Origin of the sequence: Streptomyces sp. NPDC088197, assembly GCF_044741185.1 — a bacterium.
Classification (GTDB): Bacteria; Actinomycetota; Actinomycetes; order Streptomycetales; family Streptomycetaceae; genus Actinacidiphila.
The window spans coordinates 65,605-91,304 of the sequence record NZ_JBIUSD010000006.1; the positions used below are offsets into that span (position 1 = coordinate 65,605).

At 72.9% G+C, this 25,700-nt stretch carries 3 protein-coding genes; all 3 read left to right on the plus strand.

What is annotated here, in order from left to right:
- The first annotated feature begins 57 nt into the window (after positions 1-57).
- From ACIOC1_RS16760 to ACIOC1_RS16770, 3 genes are read left to right on the plus strand one after another with little or no spacing between them, the layout of a single operon-like run.
- Positions 58-17,058 carry an SDR family NAD(P)-dependent oxidoreductase gene (locus ACIOC1_RS16760; protein WP_401855315.1) on the plus strand — a complete coding sequence of 5,667 codons (17,001 nt, stop codon included), beginning with the start codon at positions 58-60 and terminating at the stop codon, positions 17,056-17,058.
- A gap of 21 nt (positions 17,059-17,079) precedes the next feature.
- Entirely contained in the window at positions 17,080-20,571 is a 3,492-nt protein-coding gene (locus ACIOC1_RS16765; RefSeq protein WP_401855318.1) for a type I polyketide synthase, read from the plus strand.
- A gap of 57 nt (positions 20,572-20,628) precedes the next feature.
- The gene (locus ACIOC1_RS16770) at positions 20,629-25,695 is read left to right on the plus strand and encodes a type I polyketide synthase (protein WP_401854974.1); all 5,067 of its coding nucleotides are present in this window, start codon (positions 20,629-20,631) and stop codon (positions 25,693-25,695) included.
- The last annotated feature ends 5 nt before the right edge of the window (positions 25,696-25,700 follow it).

Below are 25,700 nucleotides of genomic sequence, written 5' to 3' on the forward strand. Positions count from 1 at the left end.
TAACCGCTCGGAGGAGGAACGCCTCGGATGACGAACGACGACAAGCTGGTCGACTACCTGAAGCGCGTCGCGGCCGACCTGCACCAGACCCGGCAGGAGTTGCAGGAGGTCAAGGACCGGGAGAGCGAGCCGATCGCGATCGTCGGCATGGCCTGCCGGTTCCCCGGTCACGTCGGCACCCCCGAGGACTTCTGGCGGCTGCTCGACACCGGCGGCGACGCCATCGCCGACTTCCCGTCCGACCGGGGCTGGGACACCGAGGCCCTTTACGACGCGGACCCCGACGCGCCCGGCAAGACGTACCTCCTCAAGGGCGGATTCCTCGACGGGGCAGGGGACTTCGACGCCGAGCTGTTCGGCGTCTCGCCGCGTGAGGCCCTGGGCATGGACCCGCAGCAGCGGCTCGTCCTGGAGTCGTCGTGGGAGGTGCTGGAGCGCGCCGGTATCGACCCCAGCTCGCTCAAGGGCACCAAGACCGGCGTGTTCGTCGGCGCCGCGGGGACCGGCTACCTCACCAACATGCAGCAGGTGCCCGAAGGCGTCGAGGGCTACACCGGCACCGGCTCCTTCATCAGCGTCATCTCCGGCCGCGTCTCGTACTCCCTGGGCCTCGAAGGCCCCGCGCTGACCGTCGACACCGCGTGCTCGTCGTCGCTCGTCGCCCTGCACCTGGCCGTGCAGTCCCTGCGCAACGGCGAGTCCACGCTCGCGCTCGTCGGCGGTGTGGCCGTGATGCCCACGCCGTGGGTCTTCGTCGACTTCAGCCGACAGCGCGGTCTCGCGCCCGACGGCCGCTGCAAGGCGTTCGCCGCCGGGGCCGACGGCACCGCTTGGTCCGAGGGCGTCGGCATGCTCCTTGTCGAACGGCTCTCCGACGCACGCCGCAACGGCCACAACGTCCTTGCGGTGGTGCGCGGTTCAGCCCTCAACCAGGACGGCGCGAGCAACGGCCTCACCGCGCCGAACGGCCCCTCCCAGCAGCGCGTCATCCGCGCGGCCCTCGCCAACGCCGGTCTGACCGGCGACGAGGTCGACGCGGTCGAGGCGCACGGTACGGGCACGACGCTCGGCGATCCGATCGAGGCGCAGGCGCTGCTCGCCACGTACGGCAAGGGCCGCACGGGAGGCCGCCCGCTGTGGCTCGGGTCGGTCAAGTCGAACCTGGGCCACACCGCGCACACCGCAGGCATGGCCGGCGTCATCAAGATGGTGCTGGCCCTCCAGGAGGGGAAGCTGCCTCGGACCCTGCACATCGACGCGCCCACCTCGAACGTCGACTGGTCCGCGGGCGCGGTCCGTCTGCTGGAACAGCCGGTCGGCTGGAAGCGCGGGGACCGCCCGCGCCGGGCCGCCGTGTCCTCGTTCGGCATCAGCGGGACGAACGCTCACGTGATCCTGGAAGACGCACCCCAGGCCGACGAACCCGCGTTCGTGGACGAAACACCCTCGGTTCAGGGCCCGTTGGGCGAGCTGGCAGCGGTGCCGTGGGTGGTGTCCGGGCGGTCCGCCGCCGCGCTGCGCGGCCAGACCGCGAGGCTCGCCGCCTTTGCGGCCGACTCGAACGAGCTGCCCGCCCCGGCGCACATCGGGCGCGCACTTGCCGTCTCCCGCGCGGCACTTGAGCACCGCGCGGTGACCCTCGCCGACGACGTCAAGGCAATGGTGCCGGGGCTGGCGGCCCTGTCGGAGGGCGTTGCGGCCTCGGGTGTGGTGTCCGGTGTGGTGCGTCCGGGCGCGGGTCGGGTGGTGTTCGTGTTCCCGGGTCAGGGGTCGCAGTGGGCGGGGATGGCGTTGGGGTTGTTGGACTCCTCGCCGGTTTTCGGGGCGCGGTTGGCGGAGTGTGATGCGGCGTTGCGTCCTTATGTGGGGTTGTCGGTGGTGGAGGCGATTCGTAGCGGGGCTCTGGACGATGTGGTCGTTGTTCAGGGTGCGTTGTGGGCGGTGATGGTGTCGCTGGCTGCGGTGTGGCGGTCGGTGGGCGTTGAGCCGGGTGCGGTGATTGGTCACAGTCAGGGTGAGATCGCGGCGGCGTGTGTGGCGGGTGCGTTGTCGGTGGAGGATGCGGCGCGCGTGGTGGCGTTGCGGGCGAAGGCGATTCGCGGGTCGTTGTCGGGGCGTGGTGGGATGGTGTCGGTCGCGCTGCCCGCGCAGGACGTACGGGAGCGGATCGCGCGCTGGGACGGTCGTATTTCTGTCGCGTCGGTGAACGGGCCTTCGTCCACGGTTGTTTCGGGTGAACCTCAAGCGCTCGCTGAGCTGCTGACGGTGTGTGAGGCCGAGGGCGTACGGGCGCGTCGTATCGATGTGGACTACGCGTCGCACTCGGTGCAGGTGGACGCGATCCGGGACGAGGTTGTTGAGGCTCTGTCGGGCATCGAGCCGCAGTCCTCGCAGGTGCCGTTCTACTCGACGGTGACCGGCGGCCGTATCGACACGAGCACGCTGGACGCTGCGTACTGGGTGACCAACCTCCGCCAGGAAGTCCGCTTCGACGAGACCGTCCGGGCCCTCCTCGCCGACGACTTCACGTACTTCGTGGAGTCCAGCCCGCACCCCGTCCTCGCGGTCGGTCTGGCCGAGACGTTCGAGGACGCGGGCTCCGACGCCGTCGCCCTGGGCACCCTCCGCCGTGACGAAGGCGGCCAGGAAAGGTTCCTGACGTCTCTCGCGGAGGGTTGGGTACGCGGCCTGCCCGTCGAATGGCGGTCCGTCTTCGCGGGAACCGCCGCCCACCACGTCGACCTGCCCACGTACGCCTTCCAGCATCAGCGCTACTGGCTGGAGTCCGGCTCGCTCGGCAGCGCGGACGCCTCGTCGCTGGGACTCGGGGCGGCCGACCATCCGCTGCTGGGCGCGGCCGTACAACTCGCCGACGAGAACGCCCTGTTGCTGACCGGCCGGATCTCCCTGCGTACGCACGCGTGGCTGGCCGACCACGCCGTGAACGACACCGTACTGCTGCCCGGCGCGGCCTTCGTGGAACTCGCCTTGCGTGCCGGTGAGGAGATCCGCGCCGAGCAGATCGACGAGCTGATCCTTGAGGCGCCGCTGGCGATCCCCGAGGGCGGTGCCGTCCAGCTCCAGGTGGCGGTGGGCGGCCCGGACGCCGACGGACGCCGCGAGATCACGATTCACTCGCGCGGCGAGGACGGCAGCGCGGACGACGAACCGTGGACACGGCACGCCGTCGGCGTCCTCAGTACGGAACGGTCCGCTGAAAGCGCCGGGTTGACCGACTGGCCGCCCGCCGGTTCCCGGCCGGTCCCGGTCGAGGACTTCTACGCCCGGGTGGCGGCGGCGGGTTACGGCTACGGTCCGGCGTTCCGGGGCCTGCGCGCCGCGTGGCGGCAGAGCGACGACGTGTACGCCGAGGTCACGCTGCCCGACGCGGCGGCCAAGGACGCCGAACGCTTCGCCCTCCACCCCGCCCTGCTCGACGCGGTCCTGCACGCCGTGTCCCTGCTCGACGGCGGTACGCCGGAGTCGGCGCCGCTGCGGCTGCCCTACGCGTGGGAAGGCGTGGCGCTGTCCGCCGTCGGCGCGAGTCGGCTGCGGCTGCGGGTCCGCCCGCTGGACGGCGGTGCCGTCGCGCTGACGCTCGCCGACGCGGCAGGGGCCCCGGTCGCGGAGGTGCAGTCCGTCGTCCTGCGTGAGACCACCCCCGAGCAGCTCCGGCAGGCCGACGGCACGGCCGGCCGGGACGGCCTCTTCGCCCTGGACTGGACACCGCTGCCCGTTTCCGCCGGGGCCGCCGTCCCCGCGCCGGGACCGGTCCTCACTCTGGGCGGTGGCCAGGACGTCACGGATGTCGCCGCGCTGCTGGCGGGCCTGGACGCGGGCACCCTGGAACCCCCCGCCCATGTGATCACCCGGCTGGGTCCCGGGAACACCCGGTCGGAGGTCGACAGCGAGCTGCCGTCGCGGGTGCGCACCGCCGTCACCGACGCGCTCGCCCTCGTCCAGGCGTGGCTCTCCGACGAGCGGCTGAACGCCTCGCGGCTGGTCGTCGTCACCACCCGTGCGGTCTCCACCGGGCCGGACGACGAGGTGGCGGACCTCGTGCACGCACCCGTGTGGGGGCTGCTGCGGACCGCCCAGTCCGAGGCGCCGGACCGCTTCCTCCTGGTCGACACCGACGGCACCGCTGGCACCGACGACACCGCTGGCACTGACGGCACCCGTGGCACCAATGCCGCTTCCGGCACCCTGGCCGCCGCTGTCGCCTCCGCCGTCGACCTCGGCGAACCGCAGATCGCGATACGCGACGGCGTGCTCCTCGCGCCCCGTTTCGCCCGCGTCGCCCCGGCCGGGCCCGCGCCGGTGCCGCTGCGCGACGACGGGACCGTGCTTATCACCGGCGGAACCGGCACCCTCGGACGGCTCCTCGCCGAGCATCTGGTCTCGGCGCACGGGGTGCGGCATCTGCTGCTGGCCGGCCGCCGGGGCCGGGCGGCCACGGGCGCACCGGAGTTGGAGCGGCGCTTGCTGGACGCGGGCGCGTCGAGCGTCGAGGTCGCGGCGTGTGACGTGGCCGACCGGGCGTCGTTGGCCGCGCTGTTGGAGGCGATTCCCTCCGACCGGCCGCTGACGGGTGTGGTGCACGCGGCCGGTGTGCTCGATGACGGAGTGGTGTCGGCACTGACGCCCGATCAGGTGGCCCGAGTCCTCGCGCCGAAGGTGGACGCGGCGGTGCATCTGCACGAGCTGACACGGCACTTGGACCTGTCGCTGTTCGCGCTGTTCTCCTCGATCGCCGGTGTGCTCGGCAACCCGGGCCAGGCCGGTTACGCGGCGGCCAACGTCTTCCTGGACGCCCTCGCCACGCGCCGCCGCGCCGAGGGACTGCCGGTCACCGACCTGATCTGGGGCTACTGGGCAGAGGCCAGCGAGCTGACGGCCCACCTCGGCGACGCCGACGTGGCCCGCTACCTGCGAATGGGCGTCACGCGGATGTCGCCCGAGCAGGGCCTGGCGCTCTTCGACGCCGCCGCGTCCGCCGACGGCGGCTCCGGGGTCCACGTCGTCAGCCGCCTCGACCTGCGCGCCCTGCGCAGCGCGGCCCGCGCGGGCGAACCCGTCCTCCCGCTCTACCGGGGCCTGGTCCGCGGCCGACCGCGCCGCGCCACCGACGTCGGCGGCGACTCCGGCAGCCTTTTGCGCGCCCTCACCGGCCTGACCGAGGAGGACCAACTCCGCTATCTGCTCGACCTGGTCCGAGGCCGCGCCGCGACAGTCCTCGGATACGCCGACCCGTCCGCCGTCGAACCCGCCCGCAGCTTCAAGGAGTTCGGCTTCGACTCGCTGACCGGCCTGCAACTGCGCAACGCGCTCGCGGGAGCGACGGGCCTGCGGCTCCCCGCCACCCTCGTCTTCGACTATCCGACGCCACGGGCGTTGGCCGGTTTCCTCCGCACGCTGGTGTTCGGTGACGAGCGCACCGGTCAGGTCGCCGCCCGTAGGGGTACGGCGGATCCCCTGTCGGCGCGTGAGGCGGCCGATCCGGTGGTGATTGTGGGGATGGCGTGCCGGTATCCGGGTGGTGTGGGTTCGCCTGAGGAGTTGTGGTCGCTGGTTGCTTCGGGTGGGGATGCGGTGTCGGGGTTCCCGGTGGACCGGGGGTGGGATGTTGAGGGGCTGTTTGATCCGAATCCTGGTGTGGCGGGGCGGAGTTATGCGCGTGAGGGCGGGTTCCTCTATGGCGCGGGTGAGTTTGACGCGGGGTTCTTCGGGGTGTCTCCGCGTGAGGCGTTGTCGATGGATCCCCAGCAGCGGTTGCTGCTGGAGGCGTCGTGGGAGGTGTTGGAGCGGGCGGGTATTGATCCCGGTTCGCTGAAGGGCAGTTCGACGGGCGTCTTCACCGGAGTCATGCACCACGACTACGCCGTTGGCGCCGATGCCACGGCCAACGACACCGAGGGCTACGCCCTGATGGGCTCGTCCCCGGCCGCCGTGTCCGGCCGCGTGTCGTACACCTTCGGGTTCGAGGGTCCGGCGATGACGGTGGACACGGCGTGCTCGTCGTCGCTGGTCGCGATGCATCTGGCGGCGCAGGCCCTGCGGTCGGGGGAGTGCTCCCTCGCCCTGGCCGGCGGCGTCACGGTGATGTCCACGCCCACCCTTTTTGTGGAGTTCAGCCGTCAGCGGGGCATGGCGCCCGACGGCCGCAGCAAGGCGTTCTCGGCAGCGGCGGACGGTGCCGGGTGGGGCGAGGGCGTCGGTGTCCTGCTGCTGGAGCGGCTGTCGGACGCGCGGCGCAACGGTCACCGGGTGCTGGCGGTGATGCGGGGCTCCGCGGTGAACCAGGACGGTGCGTCGAACGGGCTGACCGCCCCGAACGGGCCCTCCCAGGAGCGGGTGATCCGGGCCGCGTTGGACAGCGCGGGGCTGACGGCCGCAGATGTCGATGTGGTCGAGGCGCACGGTACGGGGACCACGCTCGGGGACCCGATCGAGGCGCAGGCGCTGCTGGCCACCTATGGCCAAGAGCGTGGCGGCGAGGACCCGTTGTGGCTGGGCTCGGTGAAGTCGAACATCGGCCACACGCAGGCCGCCGCCGGGGTCGCGGGCGTCATCAAGATGGTCGAGGCGATGCGCCACGAGGTGCTGCCCAAGAGCCTTTACGCGGACGAGCCGACGCCGCACGTCGACTGGACGAGCGGCGCGGTCGAATTGCTCGCCGAGGCGATGCCGTGGACCGCCGACACCCACCCGCGCCGCGCGGGGATCTCGGCCTTCGGGGCGAGCGGGACGAACGTGCACGTGATCCTGGAGGAGCCAGGGGGCGACGCTGGGGCCGACACCTCTTCGGAGCCAGAGCGCGAGCCCGAAGTCGGCTCGGAGGCAGGCCCGTTGGGGGCGCTGACGGTGGTGCCGTGGGTGGTGTCCGCGCGGTCGGCGGACGCACTGCGCGGCCAGGCCGGACGCCTGGCGTCCTTCACAGGGACGGACGACGCACCTGCCCTCACCACGGTCGGCCGCGAACTGGCCCTCTCCCGAGCGGCGTTGCCCCACCGCAGCGTGGTCCTGGCCGCCGACGCCGAACACGCCCAGGACGTCCTCGGCGCGCTCGCCGAAGGAGCCCCGGCCGCCCGACTCGTCACCGGCGCGACGCGCTCGGGCGAAGGCCGGGTGGCGTTCGTGTTCCCTGGCCAGGGGTCGCAGTGGGCGGGGATGGCGATGGAGTTGCTTGCTTCGTCCCCGGCGTTCGCGGAGCGGTTGGCGGAGTGTGACGCGGCCCTGTTGCCTTACGTCGGCTCGTCGGTGGTGGAGGCGATCCGCGACGGCGCTCTGGATCACGTGGTGGTCGTTCAGGGCGCGTTGTGGGCGGTGATGGTGTCCCTGGCCGAGGTGTGGCGGTCGGTGGGCGTGCGGCCCGGTGCGGTGATCGGTCACAGTCAGGGTGAGATCGCGGCGGCGTGTGTCGCTGGCGCTCTTTCCGTGGAGGATGCGGCGCGGGTCGTGGCGTTGCGGGCGAAGGCCATTCGCGGGACCTTGTCCGGCAACGGTGGGATGGTGTCGGTCGCCCTCCCGGCGGAGGCGGTACGGGAGCGGATCGCGCGCTGGGACGGCCGGATCGGTGTGGCTTCGGTCAACGGGCCTTCCTCCACGGTCGTTTCGGGCGAACCTCAAGCCTTGGTTGAGCTGCTGACGGTGTGTGAGGCCGAGGGTGTACGGGCCCGTCGTATCGATGTGGACTACGCCTCGCACTCGGCACAGGTCGACGCGATCCGGGACGAGGTCGTCCAGGCCCTGTCCGGGATCACACCGACCTCGTCCGAGGTGCCGTTCTACTCGACGGTGACCGGCGCCCGTATCGACACGAGCACGCTGGACGCCGACTACTGGGTGACCAACCTCCGCCAGGAAGTCCGTTTCGACGAGACCGTCCGGGCTCTGCTCTCCGACGGCTTCGGCTACTTCGTGGAGTCCAGCCCGCACCCGGTTCTCGCAGTCGGTCTCGCGGAGACCTTCGAGGACGCCGGGTCCGACGCCGTCGCGCTCGGCACCCTCCGCCGTGATGAAGGCGGCCAGGAAAGGTTCCTGACCTCTCTCGCGGAGGGCTGGGTACGCGGCCTGCCCGTCGACTGGCGGTCCGTCTTCGCCGGTACGCCGGATTCGACGGGTGCCGGGCAACTCGCCCTGCCGACGTACGCTTTCCAGCACGAGCACTACTGGCTGACTGCCGACGCCGCGCGCGCCGGGGATCCGAGCGGGCTCGGGCAGGCCGCTGCGGACCACCCCCTGCTCGGCGCGGTGGTGCGGCTGGCCGGTTCGGATCAGGTGGTGCTCACGGGCCGGTTGTCGCTGGCGTCGCACGCGTGGCTGGGCGATCACCGGGTGGAGGGGACCGTCCTGGTCCCCGGTGCCGCGCTGGCGGAGTGGGCGCTGCGGGCCGCTGACGAGGTCGGGGCCGGGTGCGTAGAGGAGCTGACGCTTCAGGCACCGCTCGTCGTTCCGGAGAGCGGCGGCGTGCAGGTGCAGGTCTCCGTCGGCGCGCCCGACGCGGACGGACGGCGCGAACTCGGCATCCACTCACGGCCCGAAGGGACGGGGGAGTCGGCGCCCTGGGCACTGCACGCGGTCGGCACTCTCGCGGTCGCGTCCGACACCGCAGAGGCGACCGAGGACTTGACCGCGTGGCCGCCGCCCGGCGCCGTGCCGGTGCCGGTCGAGGACTTCTACGCCGAGGTGGGCGCGTCCGGTTACGGCTACGGTCCGGCGTTCCAGGGGCTGCGCGCCGCGTGGCGGCACGGCGACGACGTCTACGCCGAGGCCGCGCTGCCGGACGAACTCCACCAGGACGCGGCCAAGTTCGGCATCCACCCGGCCCTGCTCGACGCGGCCCTGCACGGGATCGTCCTGCTGCGCGGCGGCTCGCCCGCCGAACTCACCGCCCTGCGGCTGCCGTTCGCCTGGACCGACATGGTGCTGGGCGCGGTCGGCGCGACCTCCGTACGCGTACGGCTGCGGCCTGCGGGCGAGGACGCCGCCTCGGTGCTCCTGGCCGATGCCGAGGGGGCTCCCGTGGTATCGGTGGCATCGCTCGCGCTGCGCACGGCGACCGCCGACCAGATCCGCGTCGCCGCCGCGAGTGCGGCAGGCACGGCCGACGGCCTGTACCGCGTGGACTGGGTGCCGGCCGCGCTGTCCGCCGACAGCGGCGCGCCCGATGGATGCGTGTTCCTGGAACGGCTTTCCGACATCGACGCGGCGCAACCGGTTCCGCCGCTGGTCGGCCTGGTGCTGCCCCCGGCTTCAGTCTCCGGCGATGTGCCGGGTGCGGTGGCGGACGCGGTGACCGGCGTGCTGGGTCTGGTCCAGGAGTGGCTGGTAGAGGAGCGGTTCGCAGATTCTCGGTTGGTTCTCGTCACCCGTGGGGCCGTGTCCACTCACAGCGGTGAGCCTGTCGCCGATCTCGTCCATGCCCCGGTGTGGGGCCTGGTGCGCAGCGCGCTCGCCGAGAATCCCGGGCGTTTCCTGCTGATCGACTCAGACGCCGACGTCGATGTCGACGTCCACCTCGCGTCGGGACAGGCCGCGGTGCGAGACACGCTCGCCTACGCGGTCGGTGTCGCGGTGGCGGCGGGTGAGCCGCAGGTGGCGGTGCGCGGTGGTGAGGTGCTGGTGCCGAGGCTGGTGCGGGCGCCTGCCGGTGGCGGGGGTTTGGTGCCGCCCGCCGAGGGCGCGTGGCGGCTGGTCGCCTCCGGCGACGGCACGCTCGACGGACTGTCCGTCGAGCCGGACCCGGCCGCCGAGGCGCCGCTCGTCGCCGGTCAGGTGAGGGTCGACGTCTGTGCCGCGGGAGTCAACTTCCGCGATGTGCTGATCAATCTGGGGATGTACCCCGACCCGGACGCGTACCTCGGAACCGAGGGTGCGGGTGTCGTGGTCGAGGTCGGTCCTGGCGTCGCGGGTGTCGTGGTGGGTGACCGGGTGATGGGTCTGCTGCCGGAGTCGTTCGGGCCGTTGGCGGTGGTGGACGAGCGGCTGGTCGTCCGGGTGCCGGAGGGCTGGAGCTTCGAGCAGGCCGCCGCCGTCCCCGTCGTCTTCATGACCGCCTGGTTCGGCCTTGCCGATCTCGGCGAACTCCGGTCCGGACAAAGGGTGTTGATTCACGCCGCTGCCGGTGGTGTGGGGATGGCGGCCACGCAGTTGGCCCGGCACTGGGGTGCCGAGGTCTTCGGGACGGCCAGTGAGGGCAAGTGGGACACGCTCCGGCTGGCGGGTCTCGCCGAGGACCACATCGCCTCGTCCCGCACCCTCGGCTTCGAGGACGCGTTCCGGCAGGCCACCGATGGCCACGGCATGGACGTCGTTCTCAACTCGTTGGCGCGGGAGTTCGTGGACGCGTCGTTGCGGTTGCTGCCGCGTGGCGGCCGGTTCCTGGAGATGGGCAAGACCGACATCCGCGACCCGCAGGCCGTCGCCGCCGAGCACCCCGGCGTCACGTACCACCCGTACGCCCTCACCGACATCTCTCCGGACCGACTCGGCGAAATCCTGGGGGAGTTGGCGGGGTTGTTCGCGGAGGGTGTGCTGGAGCCGTTGCCGGTGCGGGTGTGGGATGTGCGTCGCGCCGGCGAGGCGTTGCGGTTCATGTCGCAGGCGCGGCATGTCGGCAAGGTCGTGCTGAGCCTTCCCCGCCGGGTGGATGCCGCGAGTGCGGTGGTGATCACGGGTGGTACGGGTCTGCTGGGCGGGCTGGTGGCCCGGCATCTGGTGGCCTCGTACGGTGTGCGCGATGTCGTGCTGGCGGGTCGGCGTGGTGCGAACGCGCCTGGTGCGGATGCGCTGGTGGCGGAGTTGGGGGCGGCCGGTGCGCGGGTCGAGGTCGTGGCGTGTGATGTCGCGGTCCGGGACGAGGTGGCCGGGCTGCTCGCGCGCTTCGGCGGGGACCGGCCGTTGGGTGGTGTGGTGCACTGCGCGGGCGCGCTGGACGACGGTCTGGTGCCGGACCTGGACGCGGAACGTATCCGGAGTGTGCTGGGCGCGAAGGTGGATGCGGCGTGGCATCTGCATGAGCTGACCCGGGACCTGGACCTGTCGTTGTTCGTGCTGTTCTCGTCCCTCGCGGGCGTGGTGGGCACGGCGGGGCAGGGCAATTACGCGGCGGCGAACACGTTCCTGGACGCTCTTGCGGGTGTGCGCCGTACGAGTGGCGCTGCGGCTGTGTCGATGGCATGGGGACACTGGGCCACCGACTCGGAGCTGACGGGCTCCCTCAGCGAAGTGGACCGGGCACGCCTGGCCCGTAGCGGCGTGGTGCCGATGAGCGTCGAGCAGGGGATCGGGCTGTTCGACGCGGCTGTCGGCTGGGACACGCCGCTCGCCGTCACCGCGCGTCTGACGCCCGGCGACGCCCAGAGCACCGGGGAAGCCTTCCACGCCCTCACCCGTGAACTGACCACCGCGTCCGTCCGCAAGTCCCGTGCCGTGGCGACCAGTTCGGCCCGTGCCGACTCCTCGGCCCTGGTCCGGCGGCTCTCCGCGCTGTCGGCCGCCGAACGGACCGAGGCCCTGCGCGACGTCGTACGCACGCACGTCGCGGCGGTGCTCGGCCACGGGTCGCCGGCCGCCGTCGACCCCGAGCGCGCGTTCAAGGAGCTGGGCTTCGACTCGCTGACCGGTGTCGAGCTGCGCAACCGCCTCGGTGCCGCGATCGGGCATCGGCTCGCGGCCACGGTGGTCTTCGACCACCCGACCCCCGACGCCCTCGCCGCGCATCTGGAGGACGAACTGGGCCTCGGCGCCGCGACCGCCGACGACCGTGCCCCGGCCGGAGCCCTTCCGACGGCGGCCGGGCTCGACGACGATCCCGTCGCCGTCGTCGCCATGACCTGCCGCTTCCCGGGCGGCGCCGATTCGCCCGAGCAGTTGTGGGACCTCGTGGCGTCGGGCACCGACGCGATCTCCGGGTTCCCCACCGACCGGGGCTGGGACCTCGCGGACCTGTACGACCCGGATCCGGCCAGGTCGGGCAAGAGCTACGCCCAGCAGGGCGGTTTCGTGCGCGGCGCGACGGACTTCGACGCCGAGCTGTTCGGCATCTCGCCGCGCGAGGCGCTGGCCATGGACCCGCAGCAGCGGCTTGTACTCGAGGCGGCCTGGGAGGCCGTGGAACGCGCCGGGATCGACGTGGCCACGCTGCGCGGCAGCCGTACCGGTGTGTTCATCGGCGCGGTCGGCACCGGCTACGGCCAGGACCCCGACCTTCAGCAGCGCGTCGAGGGGTACTCGGTCACCGGGAACGTGCTGAGCGTCATCTCCGGCCGCGTCTCGTACGTCCTCGGCCTCGAAGGACCGGCGATGACGGTGGACACGGCCTGCTCGTCGTCGCTGGTCGCCCTGCACCTGGCGGCTCAGGCGCTACGGGCGGGGGAGTGCTCGCTGGCCCTGGTCGGCGGCGTGACGGTGATGCCGAGCCCGTTCGGCTTCGTGGAGTTCAGCCGCCAGCGCGTGCTGTCGCCCGATGGCCGGTGCAGGGCGTTCGCCGCGGACGCCGACGGCACCGGCTTCTCGGAGGGCGTCGGCATGCTGGTGGTCGAGCGGTTGTCGGAGGCCCGCCGCAAGGGCCACCGCGTCCTCGCCGTCATGCGCGGCTCCGCCGTCAACCAGGACGGCGCGAGCAACGGCCTCACCGCGCCGAACGGCCCCTCCCAGCAGCGCGTCATCCGCGCGGCTCTCGCCAACGCCGGTCTGACCGGCGACGAGGTCGACGCGGTCGAGGCGCACGGCACCGGCACCAACCTCGGGGACCCGATCGAGGCGCAGGCGCTGCTCGCCACCTACGGCAGGGACCACGCGCGGGACCAGCCGCTGTGGCTGGGCTCCATCAAGTCCAACATCGGCCACACGCAGGCCGCGGCCGGTGTCGCGGGTCTGATCAAGATGGTCATGGCGATGGGCCACGGCACGCTGCCCAGCACTCTGCACGCCGAGGAGCCCTCGCCCGAGGTGGACTGGTCCTCCGGCAGGCTCCGGCTGCTCAACGCGGCGACGCCGTGGCCCGACCGGGGCCGCCCGCGCCGCGCCGCGGTCTCCTCGTTCGGCATCAGCGGAACGAACGCGCACGTGATCCTGGAAGAGCCGCCCGCGGAGCCGGTCGAGGCGGTCGAACTGGCCGATCCTGGCTCCGAGTTCGGCGAGAGGGCCGAACCTGGTACGTCCGACGCGCCCGCCGTACCCGCCGCCCCGGCCGCCGTCGTGGGCGACCCGCCCGGCACCGTCGTCCCCTGGGTGCTCTCCGCCAAGTCCGCGGCGGCGCTGCGCGCGCAGGCCGGACGCCTCGCGGCCTTCGTGGCCGACCGGCCCGACACCACGGACGCCGAGATCGGGCACGCGCTGGCGACCACCAGGACCGTCCTGGAACAGCGGGCCGTCGTCCTGGCGGGTGACCGCGCGCAGGCCGCCGCCGCGCTCGGCGGGCTCGCCGACGGTACGCCGACCGCAGGGGCGGTCACCGGCGCCGCCGACGTACGCGGCAGAGTGGCCTTCGTCTTCCCCGGACAGGGCTCGCAGTGGAAGGGCATGGGCGCCGAACTCCTCGACACCTCAGCGGTGTTCGCCGAGCGGTTCGCCCAGTGCGACGCGGCGCTCCGCGTCCACCTGGACTGGTCGGTCACCGACGTCGTGCGCGGAATGCCCGGCGCGCCCTCGCCGGACCTCATCGAGGTTCTGCAACCCGTGCTGTTCGCCGTCAACGTCTCCCTGGTCGAACTGTGGCGGTCGGTCGGTGTCGAACCCGCCGCCGTCGTCGGCAGCAGCCAAGGCGAGATAGCCGCCGCGCTGGTGGCGGGCGCGCTCACGATGGAGGACGCCGCCGAGATCATCGCGCTGCGCAGCGCCCTGTTCGCCGCCGAACTCGTCGGCAACGGCGCGGTCGCGTCGGTGGCGCTGCCCGTCGCCGAGGTCGAGGCGCGAACAGCCGCGTGGGGCGGACGACTTGACATCGCCGGACGCAACGGCCCGACCGCCGTCACCGTGGCTGGTGACACCGAGGCGCTGACGGAATTCGTCGCGGCCTGCGAGGCCGACGGCGTCCGAGCCCGCGTCGTCGGGTCGACCGTGGCCTCCCACTGCGCCCAGGTCGAGCCGCTGCGCGAGCGGATCATGGAACTGTTCGCGCACATCACACCGCGCCGCGCCACCGTCCCGTTCTACTCGACCGTCACCGGCGGCCTCGTCGACACGACGACCCTCGACAACGCGTACTGGTACCTCAACGCCCGCCGCCCGGTGGACTTCCAGGCCGCGGTGCTGGCCATGGAGAGCGACGGCTTCCGGTTCTTCGTCGAGGCCAGCGCGCACCCGGTGCTCACCACCGCCATGGCCGCGACCTTCGAGGACGCCGAGCGCGACGGCGTCGCGGTCGGCACGCTGCGCCGTGACGAAGGCGGCATGGCGCGCTTCACCACCTCCGTGGCCGAGGGCTTCGTCCGCGGCCTGCCCGGCGTCGACTGGCGGCCCCTGGCGCCCGGTTCGGGCGGCACGCCGCTGGCCCTGCCGACGTACGCCTTCCAGCGCCGCCGCTTCTGGCTGGACGACCTGCGGGACCGAACCGAGCCCACCACCAGCGGCGCCGGCGACCTCGCCGACGCCGGATTCTGGGCCGCCGTCGAACGCGGCGACCTGGAGCACCTGGCCGGGGAACTCGAACTCGACGCCGGAGAGGACGAGTTGGCGACAGTCCTGCCAGCGCTGTCGTCCTGGCGCCGCCGCAGCCTGGACCGTACGGCCCTGGACCGCTGGCGTTACGGCATCGCCTGGCGCGCCCTGGACACCGCGAACGCCCGTGCGCCGCGCGGGCGGTGGACGATCCTCAGCTTCCCGGACGAGCCGTGGGCCGCCGCGGCGGGCGACGCGCTCGCCGCCGCGGGCACCACGGTCACCCACATCGAGATCCCCGCCGACCGGACCGACCGGGCGGCCCTCGCCGAACTCCTCCGGACGGTCGAGGCCGACGGGGTGCTGTCCCTGCTCGCCCTCGGGGACTCCGAGACCGGCGGTCAGGGGGCGGACGGGTCCGAGACGGGTGTGCCGAAGGCGGGCGGTTCCGAGTCGGTTGGCGCCACCAATGGCGGTGCCGAGGAGGCTGCCGCGCACGAGGTGCCCGGAGCGTCCGCCGTCGACGGCACCGGCCCTGCGGTCTCCGACGCCAGCGCGCCCGGCCACGCCCCCGCTGGCTCCGGGACGACCAGTCATGCCCCCGTCAGCTCCACCGCGCTCCGGGGCCACGACCCGGCACCGGCTGCCGCCGGTCTCTCCCCGGCCGCCCGCGTCACCCTCGCCCTCGCCCAGGCCGCCGCCGACGCCGAACTGACCGGGCGGCTGTGGGCGGCCACCGCGGAGGGCGTCAGGACGGCACCGGGCGACGCGGGGCCCCGCTCCGGCCAGGCCGAGGTCTGGGGCCTGGGCCGGGCCATCGCGCTGGAGCAGCCCCGCCAGTGGGGCGGCCTGGTCGACCTGCCGCCCGTGCCCGACGCGTCCGCCGCCGTCCGGCTCGCCGCCGTCCTCGGCGGACTGCCCGGCCCTGACGGGACCGCCGACCCGGCAGCCGCCGACGCCCTGGCCGTGGACCCAGCGTCCGGCGGCTCCGCGTCCGCCGTCGAGGACCAGGTCGCCGTACGGGCCTCCGGAGTCCACGGGCGGCGGCTCATCCGTACGCCTCTCGGGTCCGCGCACTCCGCACGAGCCGCCGCGTGGCGGCCCGACGGCACCGTTCTGATCACCGGGGGAACGGGCGGGATCGGCGCGCGCGTCGCCCGCAGACTCGCCGCCGAAGGCGCCCCGCACCTGCTGCTCGCGGGCCGCCGCGGCCCCGACGCGCCCGGCGCGGCCGAACTGCGCGCGGAGTTGGAGGCGGCGGGCGCCGCCGTCACGTTCGCCGCGTGCGACGTCGCCGACCGGTCCGAGGTGGCCGCGCTCCTCGCGGGCGTCCCCGCCGACCGGCCGCTGAGCGCGGTCTTCCACGCGGCCGGCGCCCCGCAGACCTACCTGGCCGCCACCGACACCACCGACGAGGACATCACCCGCATCGCCTCGGCCAAGATCGCCGGAGCCCGCCACCTGGACGACCTCCTCGGCGGCACACCGCTCGACGCCTTCGTGCTCTTCTCCTCCAACGCCGGGGTCTGGGGCAGCGGAGGGCAGGCCGTCTACGCCGCCGCCAACGCGCACCTCGACGCGCTCGCCGAGCGGCGCCGCGCTCTCGGTCGTACCGCGATCTCACTGGCCTGGGGCGCCTGGGACGGCGGCGGCATGATGGAGGCCGAGGGCGCCGCCGCCTACATGGAGAGCCGCGGCGTACTGGCCATGGATCCCGAACGAGCCGCCACCGCACTGCTCCAGGCCGTCGCGCACGACGAGACGTTCGTGGCCGTCGCCGATGTCGACTGGGAACGGTTCGTCCTCGGCTTCACCGCGCTGCGCCCCAGCCCGCTGCTCGCCGAACTCCCCGAGGTACAAGCGGCGTTGCGCACCGAGACCGATCAGGCCGACTCCGCCGCCCCGACCACCGCGGGCGCCGAATTCGCCGCCCAGTTGGCGACGCTCTCCGAGCCCGACCAGCTCAAGAACGTCCTCGACCTGGTACGTGACCAAGCAGCCAGCGTCCTTCAGCACGCCGACAACTCCTCGGTACGGGCGGGCCGCACGTTCAAGGATCTCGGCTTCGACTCGCTGACCGCCGTCGAACTGCGCAACCGCCTGTCCACCGCGACCGGCCTGAAGCTGCCCGCGAGCCTGGTGTTCGACCACCCCACGCCCACCGCGCTCGCCCAGCACCTGCGGACCCGCTTCACCACCGGCGCCGCGTCCGCGGCGACCGGTCCCGTGAGCACCGGCGGGCCCGGCACCGGATCCGTCCTGGACGAGCTGGACGCCCTCGCGGGCGCGGTCGCCGCTCTGCCCGCGGACGGTGAGGAGACCGCCGAAGTCGTCGGCCGCCTGGAGGAACTGCTGTGGCAGGTACGGCAACGACGCGACGGCCGGGGCGAGATCGAGTCGGCCACCGCGGAGGAGATGTTCGACCTGCTGGACCGCGAACTCGGCAACCCCTGATCCGCCGCACGCGGACGGGACATTCCTGAACCGGAGAGCCTGGAGTCGAAAAGGATGGCAATGGCGGAGAACGAGGCGAAACTGCTCGCGTACCTGAAGCGGGTGACCGGCGACCTGCGCGAGTCCCAGCAGCGGCTCCGCGACGCCACCGCCGCCAGGAACGAGCCGATCGCGGTCGTCGGCATGGCCTGCCGCTACCCGGGCGGCGTCGAAACCCCCGACGACCTCTGGCAGTTGGTCGCCGAGGGCGGCGACGCCATCACCCCGTTCCCCAAGGACCGGGGCTGGGACATCGACGACCGCTACGACGAGGACGCCGCGCGGCCCGGCAGCAACTACGTGCGGGGCGGCGGATTCCTCACCGGAGCAACCGAATTCGACGCGTCGTTCTTCGGCATCTCCCCCCGCGAAGCCCTCGGCATGGACCCGCAGCAACGGCTCCTCCTGCCCTGCACATGGGAACTCTTCGAACGGGCAGGCATCGACCCGCTGTCCGTCAAGGGCAGCCCCACCGGCACGTTCATCGGCTTCAGCTCCGCCGACTACGGCTGGGAACTCCCCGCCATCCCCGAGGAGGTCGAGGGCTACTACGCGACGGGCAACTTCGCCAGCGTGATGTCCGGCCGCGTCGCCTACACCTTCGGGCTCGAAGGCCCGGCGATCAGCGTCGACACCGCCTGCTCGTCGTCGCTGGTCGCCATGCACCTGGCCGCCGGGGCACTGCGCAGCCGCGAATGCTCCCTGGCCGTCGCCGGCGGAGTGACCGTCATGTCCACCGCCATCGGCTACCCCGAGTTCAGCCGCCAGCGCGCCCTGTCCCCTGACGGCCGCTGCCGCGCCTTCGCGGCCTCCGCCGACGGCTTCGGCCCCGCCGAGGGCCTGGGCCTGCTCCTGCTGGAACGGCTGTCCGACGCCCGGCGCAACGGCCACCGCGTCCTGGCCCTGATCCGCGGCTCCGCGGTCAACCAGGACGGTGCGAGCAACGGCCTCACCGCCCCCAACGGCCCCTCCCAGGAACGCGTCATCCGCGCCGCGCTGCGCAGCGCCAGGATCGCCGCCACCGACGTGGACGTGGTCGAGGCGCACGGCACCGGCACCTCCCTGGGCGACCCGATCGAGGCGACCGCCCTGCTCAACACCTACGGCGCGGGACGCGACGGCCAACGGCCGCTGTGGCTCGGCTCGGTGAAGTCCAACATCGGCCACACCTCCGCCGCGGCGGGCGTGGCGGGCGTGATCAAGATGGTGCAGGCCATGCGGCACGGAGTCCTGCCGAGGACCCTGCATGTCGACGAGCCGACGCCGCACGTGGACTGGTCCGGCGGCGGGGTGCAACTGCTGACCGAGGAGCGGGAGTGGGTCAGGAGTGACGGACGTGCGCGGCGGGCGGGCGTGTCGGCCTTCGGCATCAGCGGGACGAACGCGCACCTGATCCTGGAGGAGGCCGGTGAGCCGACGGACGACGCGGGCGGCGTCGGCGGTGCGGCCGGCTCGGCGGACGCGCGCGATCCGGAAGGCCCGGGCGATCGGGCCGGTACGCCGGAGGCCCGGTCGGAACCCGCGAACGGGCCGCTCGGGCCGCTGGGGTCCACTGTTCCGTGGCCGGTGTCCGCGCGGTCCGCCGCCGCACTGCGCGACCAAGCCGAGCGGCTGCTGGAGTACACGTTGGCCGGCCACGGCCCGGCCGCGCCGGAAATCGGCCTCGCCTTGGCGACGACCCGGGCCGCGTGGGAGCACCGCGCGGTCGTGCTGGACCCGGACCACCCCTCGGCCCTCGGCGCCCTCGCCTCAGGCACCCCCACAGGTGCCACCGTCACGGGCCTGGCCACGGTGGACGACACCGACGGCCGACCGGCCGACCACGTGGTCTTCGTCTTTCCTGGTCAGGGGTCGCAGTGGGCGGGGATGGCGACTGAGCTTCTGGGGTCGTCTCCGGTGTTCGGGGCGCGGTTGGCGGAGTGTGATGCGGCGCTGCGTCCTTATGTGGGGTCGTCGGTGGTGGAGGCGATTCGTAGCGGGGCTCTGGACGATGTGGTCGTTGTTCAGGGGGCGTTGTGGGCGGTGATGGTGTCGCTGGCTGCGGTGTGGCGGTCGGTGGGTGTCGAGCCGGGTGCGGTGATCGGTCACAGTCAGGGTGAGATCGCGGCGGCGTGTGTGGCGGGTGCGTTGTCGGTGGAGGATGCGGCGCGCGTGGTGGCTCTGCGGGCGAAGGCGATTCGCGGGTCTCTGTCGGGGCGTGGCGGGATGGTGTCGGTCGCGCTGCCCGCGCAGGACGTACGGGAGCGGATCGCGCGCTGGGACGGTCGTATTTCTGTCGCGTCGGTGAACGGGCCTTCGTCCACGGTTGTTTCGGGTGAGCCCGGCGCGTTGGCTGAGCTGCTGACGGTGTGTGAGGCCGAGGGTGTACGGGCGCGTCGTATCGATGTGGACTACGCGTCGCACTCGGCACAGGTGGACGCCATACGCGACGAAGTTGTTGAGGCTCTGTCGGGCATCGAGCCGCAGTCGTCGCAGGTGCCGTTCTACTCGACGGTGACCGGCGGCCGTATCGACACAAGCACGCTGGACGCCGACTACTGGGTGACCAACCTCCGCCAGGAAGTCCGCTTCGACGAGACCGTCCGGGCCCTCCTCGCCGACGACTTCACGTACTTCGTGGAGTCCAGCCCGCACCCCGTTCTCGCAGTCGGGCTCGCCGAGACGTTCGAGGACGCGGGCTCGGACGCCGTCGCCCTGGGCACCCTCCGCCGTGACGAGGGCGGCCAGGAACGCTTCCTGACTTCCCTCGCCGAGGGCTGGGTACGCGGCCTCCCCGTCGACTGGCGATCCGTCTTCGCCGGAACCCCCGCCCACCACGTCGACCTGCCCACGTACGCCTTCCAACCGCGCCGCTACTGGCTGGACATCGACCGCTCCGGCCCCGCCGTCCGCACGACGGCGCGGACCGAGGTGCTGGACGACGGTCCCGACGTCGACCCTGACGCGCTGACCGTGCGGCTGGCGGGACTCGACCGCGAGGAGCGGGAGCGCGTACTGCTCGACCTGCTGCGCGTGGAGGTGGCGACGGTGCTGCGGCACGCCACTCCGGACGACGTCGCGGCCGAACGGGCCTTCAAGGAACTGGGCTTCGACTCGCTGACCGCAGTCGAACTGCGCAAGCGGCTGAGCGCGGCCACCGGATTGAAGCTCCCGGCGACTGTCGTCTTCTCCTACCCGACGCCGATCAGCCTGGTCCGCTTCTTGCTGGACGAGATGGAAAGTGCGCCGGTCGACGGTGAACACGCCGAGGTCTTGAACGAGTTGGACGGGATCGCCACGCGGCTCGGCGGTATATCGCCGGACGGCGAGACGCGTGAGCGGATCACCCGGCGTCTGGAGTCGCTGCTCTGGGCGTGGCGCGGAGACGCGGCGACCGGTGCGGAGGCGGGCGCCGACACCGGCGCAATCGCGCTGGACACCGCGTCGGACGACGAGATGTTCGCGCTGATCGACAAACAGTTGGGCACAGGCTGAGCCGCTCCGGTCACCGCTGTCGGACAAACGTCGCAGATCGTCGAAGGAGCGAGGGGAATGGCCACCGGTAACACGGAGGAGAGGCTTCGGGAGTACCTGAAGCGGGTGATGGCCGACTTGGGCGTCACGAAGCAGCGGCTGCGGGAGGCCGAGGCCGCCGCCCAGGAGCCGATCGCGATCGTCGGCATGGCCTGCCGCTACCCGGGCGGTGTGCGATCGCCCGAGGATCTGTGGCGGTTGGTGGACGGCGAGCGTGACGCCATCGGCCCGTTCCCCGACGACCGCGGCTGGGACCTGGCCGGACTCTTCGACCCCGACCCGGAGAGCCGTGGCACCAGTTACGTCACCGAGGGCGGATTCCTCGACGGAGCGGCCGACTTCGACCCCGCGTTCTTCGGCATCACCCCGCGCGAGGCGCTCGGCATGGACCCGCAGCAGCGGCTCATGCTGGAGATCTCCTGGGAGGCGTTCGAGCGTGCGGGCATCGACCCGCGCGCCGTGCGCGAGGAACGGGTCGGCGTCTACACCGGAATCGTCGCCAACGGATACGTCTCGCGGCTGCGGCGCACGCCCGAGCCGGTCGAGGGCTACGTCATCACCGGCACCATGTCGAGCGTCGCCGCCGGGCGGATCGCGTACACGTTCGGTCTCCAAGGGCCCGCGCTCAGCGTCGAGACGGCGTGCTCGTCGTCGCTGGTGGCCCTGCACCTGGCCGTGCAGGCGCTGCGTTCCGGCGACTGCACGATGGCGCTCGCGGGCGGCATCGCGGTCATGCCGACTCCGGACGCCTTCGTGGAGTTCAGCCGCCAGCGCGGCCTGGCGCCCGACGGCCGGATCAAGGCGTTCGCCGCCGCCGCTGACGGCACCAACTGGGCCGAAGGCGCGGGCGCGTTGCTCGTCGAGCGGCTGTCGGACGCGCGCCGCAAAGGCCACCGTGTACTGGCCGTCGTCCGTGGCACCGCGCTCAACCAGGACGGCGCCAGCAACGGACTGTCCGCCCCCAACAACCTCGCTCAGGAACGGGTGATACGCGACGCGCTCGCCGACGCCCGCCTCAGCGCCGCGGACGTGGACGTGGTCGAGGCGCACGGCACCGGCACGACGCTCGGCGACCCCATCGAGGCGCAGGCGCTGCTCGCGACGTACGGGCGGGAGCGGACCGGCGAACGGCCTTTGTGGCTGGGCTCGGTGAAGTCCAACATCGGGCACTCGGGACCCGCGGCGGGCGTGGCGGGTGTGATCAAGATGGTGCAGGCCATGCGGCACGGAGTCCTGCCGAGGACCCTGCATGTCGATGAGCCGACGCCGCACGTGGAGTGGTCCGGCGGCGGGGTGGAGCTGCTGGCGGAGGCGCGCGAGTGGGTCCGGGGCGAGGGGCGTACGCGGCGGGCGGGAGTGTCGGCCTTCGGGATCAGCGGGACGAACGCGCACGTGATCCTTGAGGAGCCGCAGGCCGCAAGCGAGGACATCGCCGAACCCGGCCCGGCCGAGGGCCCGTTGGGATCGCTCAACGTCGTTCCGTGGCCGGTGTCCGCACGGTCGACCGCAGGGCTGCGCGGGCAGGCGGACCGGTTGGCCGCCGACCTGGCCGCTACCGCCGCAGCCGCGGACATCGGCCTCTCGCTGGCCACCACCCGCTCCGCGATGGAGCACCGCGCGGTGGTCCTGGCCGCGAGCAGCACACAGGCCCTGGACGTACTCGGCGCGCTCGCGGCGGACACGCCCGCCCCCGGCCTGGTGAGCGGAGCGGTTCGCTCCGACGCGGGTCGGGTGGTGTTCGTGTTCCCTGGTCAGGGGTCGCAGTGGGCGGGGATGGCGTTGGGGTTGTTGGACTCCTCGTCGGTGTTCGGGGCGCGGTTGGCGGAGTGTGACGCGGCGCTGCGTCCTTACGTGGGGTTGTCGGTGGTGGAGGCGATTCGTAGCGGGGCTCTGGATGACGTGGTGGTTGTTCAGGGGGCGTTGTGGGCGGTGATGGTGTCGCTGGCTGCGGTGTGGCGGTCGGTGGGCGTTGAGCCGGGTGCGGTGATCGGTCACAGTCAGGGTGAGATCGCGGCAGCGTGTGTGGCGGGTGCCCTTTCCGTGGAGGATGCGGCGCGGGTCGTGGCTCTGCGGGCGAAGGCGATTCGCGGGACCTTGTCGGGGCGTGGCGGGATGGTGTCCGTCGCCCTCCCGGCGGCAGACGTACGGGAGCGGATCGCGCGGTGGGACGGTCGTATCTCCGTCGCGTCGGTGAACGGGCCCTCGTCCACGGTCGTTTCGGGTGAGCCCGGCGCGTTGGATGAGTTGCTGACCTCATGCGAGGCCGGGGGCGTACGGGCCCGTCGTATCGATGTGGACTACGCCTCGCACTCGGCACAGGTGGACGCCATACGCGACGAGGTCATTGAGGCCCTGTCGGGTATCGAGCCGCAGTCCTCGCAGGTGCCGTTCTACTCCACGGTGACCGGCGGCAAGCTCGACACCACCGCGCTGGATGCGGCGTATTGGGTGACCAACCTCCGCCAGGAAGTCCGTTTCGACGAGACCGGCCGGGCCCTACTGGCGGACGGCTTCGGGTACTTCATCGAGTCCAGCCCCCACCCGGTTCTCGCAGTCGGTCTCGCGGAGACCTTCGAGGACGCCGGGTCCGACGCCGTCGCCCTCGGCACCCTCCGCCGCGAAGAGGGCGGCCAGGAAAGGTTCCTGACGTCTCTCGCGGAGGGTTGGGTACGCGGCCTGCCCGTCGACTGGCGGTCCGTCTTCGCCGGAACTCTCGCCCACCGCGTGGACCTCCCCACCTACGCCTTCCAGCGGCAGCGCTACTGGCTGGAGGACGACGATCCTGAGCGGGCAGCGGCGGGCGGCGCGGCGAACGCCGGGGTGCCCGATGCCGTGGAGGAGGCGTTCTGGGCGGCCGTGGACGGCGGAGACGCCGACACGGTGGCCGGTGAGCTGGGCGTCGTCACCGATCTGCCGCTGCGCGAGGCGCTGCCCGCGCTGTCCACGTGGCGCAGGCGCCGCCGTGAGGCGTCGGCGGTCGACGGCTGGCGGTACCGGATCGGCTGGCGGCCGGTCGTGTCCCCGGCGCGGGTACGGCTCACCGGCCGCTGGCTGCTGGTGCTGCCCCCGGCCGACCGGTGTCCCGCCGAATGGGCCGACCTCGCGGACGCGGCCCTGACCGGCCACGGCGCCCAGGTCGAACGGCTGCACCTCGACGCGACCACCACAGCGGGAAGCGCCGACGCCCTCGCCGCGGAGCTGCGGTCCCGCACCGACGGCGACACGACCGAGCGGACCACCCCCCTCACCGGCGTCCTGTCCCTGCTCGCGCTGGACGAGACGCCCGATCCCGAGCGGCCGGCGGTCACGGAGGGCCTGGCCGCCACCGTTTCCCTGGTCCAGGCCCTGGTGGCGGTGGCCGAGGAGTCCGGGACGCAGCCGACGCTGTGGTGCGCCACCCGTGGCGCGGTGTCGGTGGCGGCGGGGGACAGGACGGTCTCGGCGGCGCAGGCGCAGATCTGGGGCCTCGGCCGGGTGGTGGCGCTGGAGCACCCCTTGCTGTGGGGCGGGCTGCTGGATCTTCCGGCCACGCCGCTCGCGGAGCTGTCCGATGAGGCGACGGTCCGGGCCGGTCGTACCCTCGCCGCCGCCCTCGCCGGGATCGCCGACGAGGACCATGTGGCGCTGCGCCCGGACCTCGGCGGGCTGCTGGGCCGTCGCCTGCTGCGGGCCCCGGCCGCCGACTCGGCCGCCGTCCGCACATGGCTGCCCGAGGGCACCGTGCTGGTCACGGGCGGTACCGGCGGGATCGGCGCGCACATCGCCCGCTGGCTGGCCGCCGGGGGAGCGCCGCACCTGGTGCTGGTCAGCCGTCGCGGGGCGGACGCGCCGGGCGCCGCCGCCCTGGAGAAGGAGCTGGTGCAGGCCGGCGCACGGGTCACCTTCGCCGCCTGCGATGTCGCGGACCGCGACGCGCTCGCCGCCGTACTCGCCGCGATCCCGGCGGAGGAACCGCTGTCGGCCGTGTTCCACGCCGCGGCCGTTCTGGACGACAGCGTGGTGGCACATCTGACCCGTGATCAGATGGAACGGGTGCTGCGCGTCAAGGCCGGTGCGGCGGTGCATCTGCACGAGCTGACGCGGGACATGAACGTGTCGGCGTTCGTGCTCTGTTCGTCGTTCGGAGCGACCTTCGGCATGCCGGGACTCGGCAACTACGCGCCAGGCAACGCGTTCCTGGACGCGCTGGCCGAGCGCCGCCGCGCCGAGGGACTTCCCGCCACCTCCGTGGCATGGGGTACGTGGGCCGGTACCGGTATGGCCGCGGGGGACGTCGGTGCCCGGGGCCGCCTGGAGGGCATCCACGAGATGGCGCCCGCGCTGGCCGTGACCGCCCTCCAACAGGCGCTCGACCGCGACGAGACCGCCCCGGTGGTCATCGACCTGCGCTGGGAGCGGTTCGCGCCCGTCTTCCACGCCAAGCGCCCGACCGCGCTGTTCGCGGAGATCCCCGAGGCGGTCGCCGCACTGCGGTCCGGTGCCGCGGGCGACACGGAAGCCGCGGGGACCGGTGCGGCCACGGCGGGGGAACTGCGGTCCCGGCTGGCGGGCCGCCCGGCGGCGGAACAGGAGCGCGAGCTGGTCGAGTTGGTGCGCGGGCACGCCGCCGCGGTCACCAGCCACGTGACCCTCGACGGCGCCACGGGGGAATCCGTCGACCAGGACCGGCCGTTCCGCGAGCTGGGCTTCGACTCCCTCATGGCGGTCGAACTGCGCAACCGGATCGGTACGGCGACCGGCCTGGCCCTGCCGTCGACGCTCGTCTTCGACTATCCGACGGTCGCGGTCCTCGCCCGCCACCTGCGCGAGGAACTGGGCCTCGGCGGCGAGGACACCGCCGGGACGCCGGGCCTGGCCGAACTCGACCGACTGGAAAGCGCGTTGGCGGCCGGACTGCCCGAGGGACCGGCCCGCGCGAAATTCGTCAAGCGCCTTGAGCGCCTGCTGTGGAAGGTCGGCGACGACGAGGCCGCGGACGACGAGGCACCCGAAGGCCACGGCGGGAGCGCGACGGACGAGGACGCGCTGGGCGCCGCGAGCAACGAGGAGATCTTCGCCCTGATCGACCGTGAGCTGGGCACGTGATGACC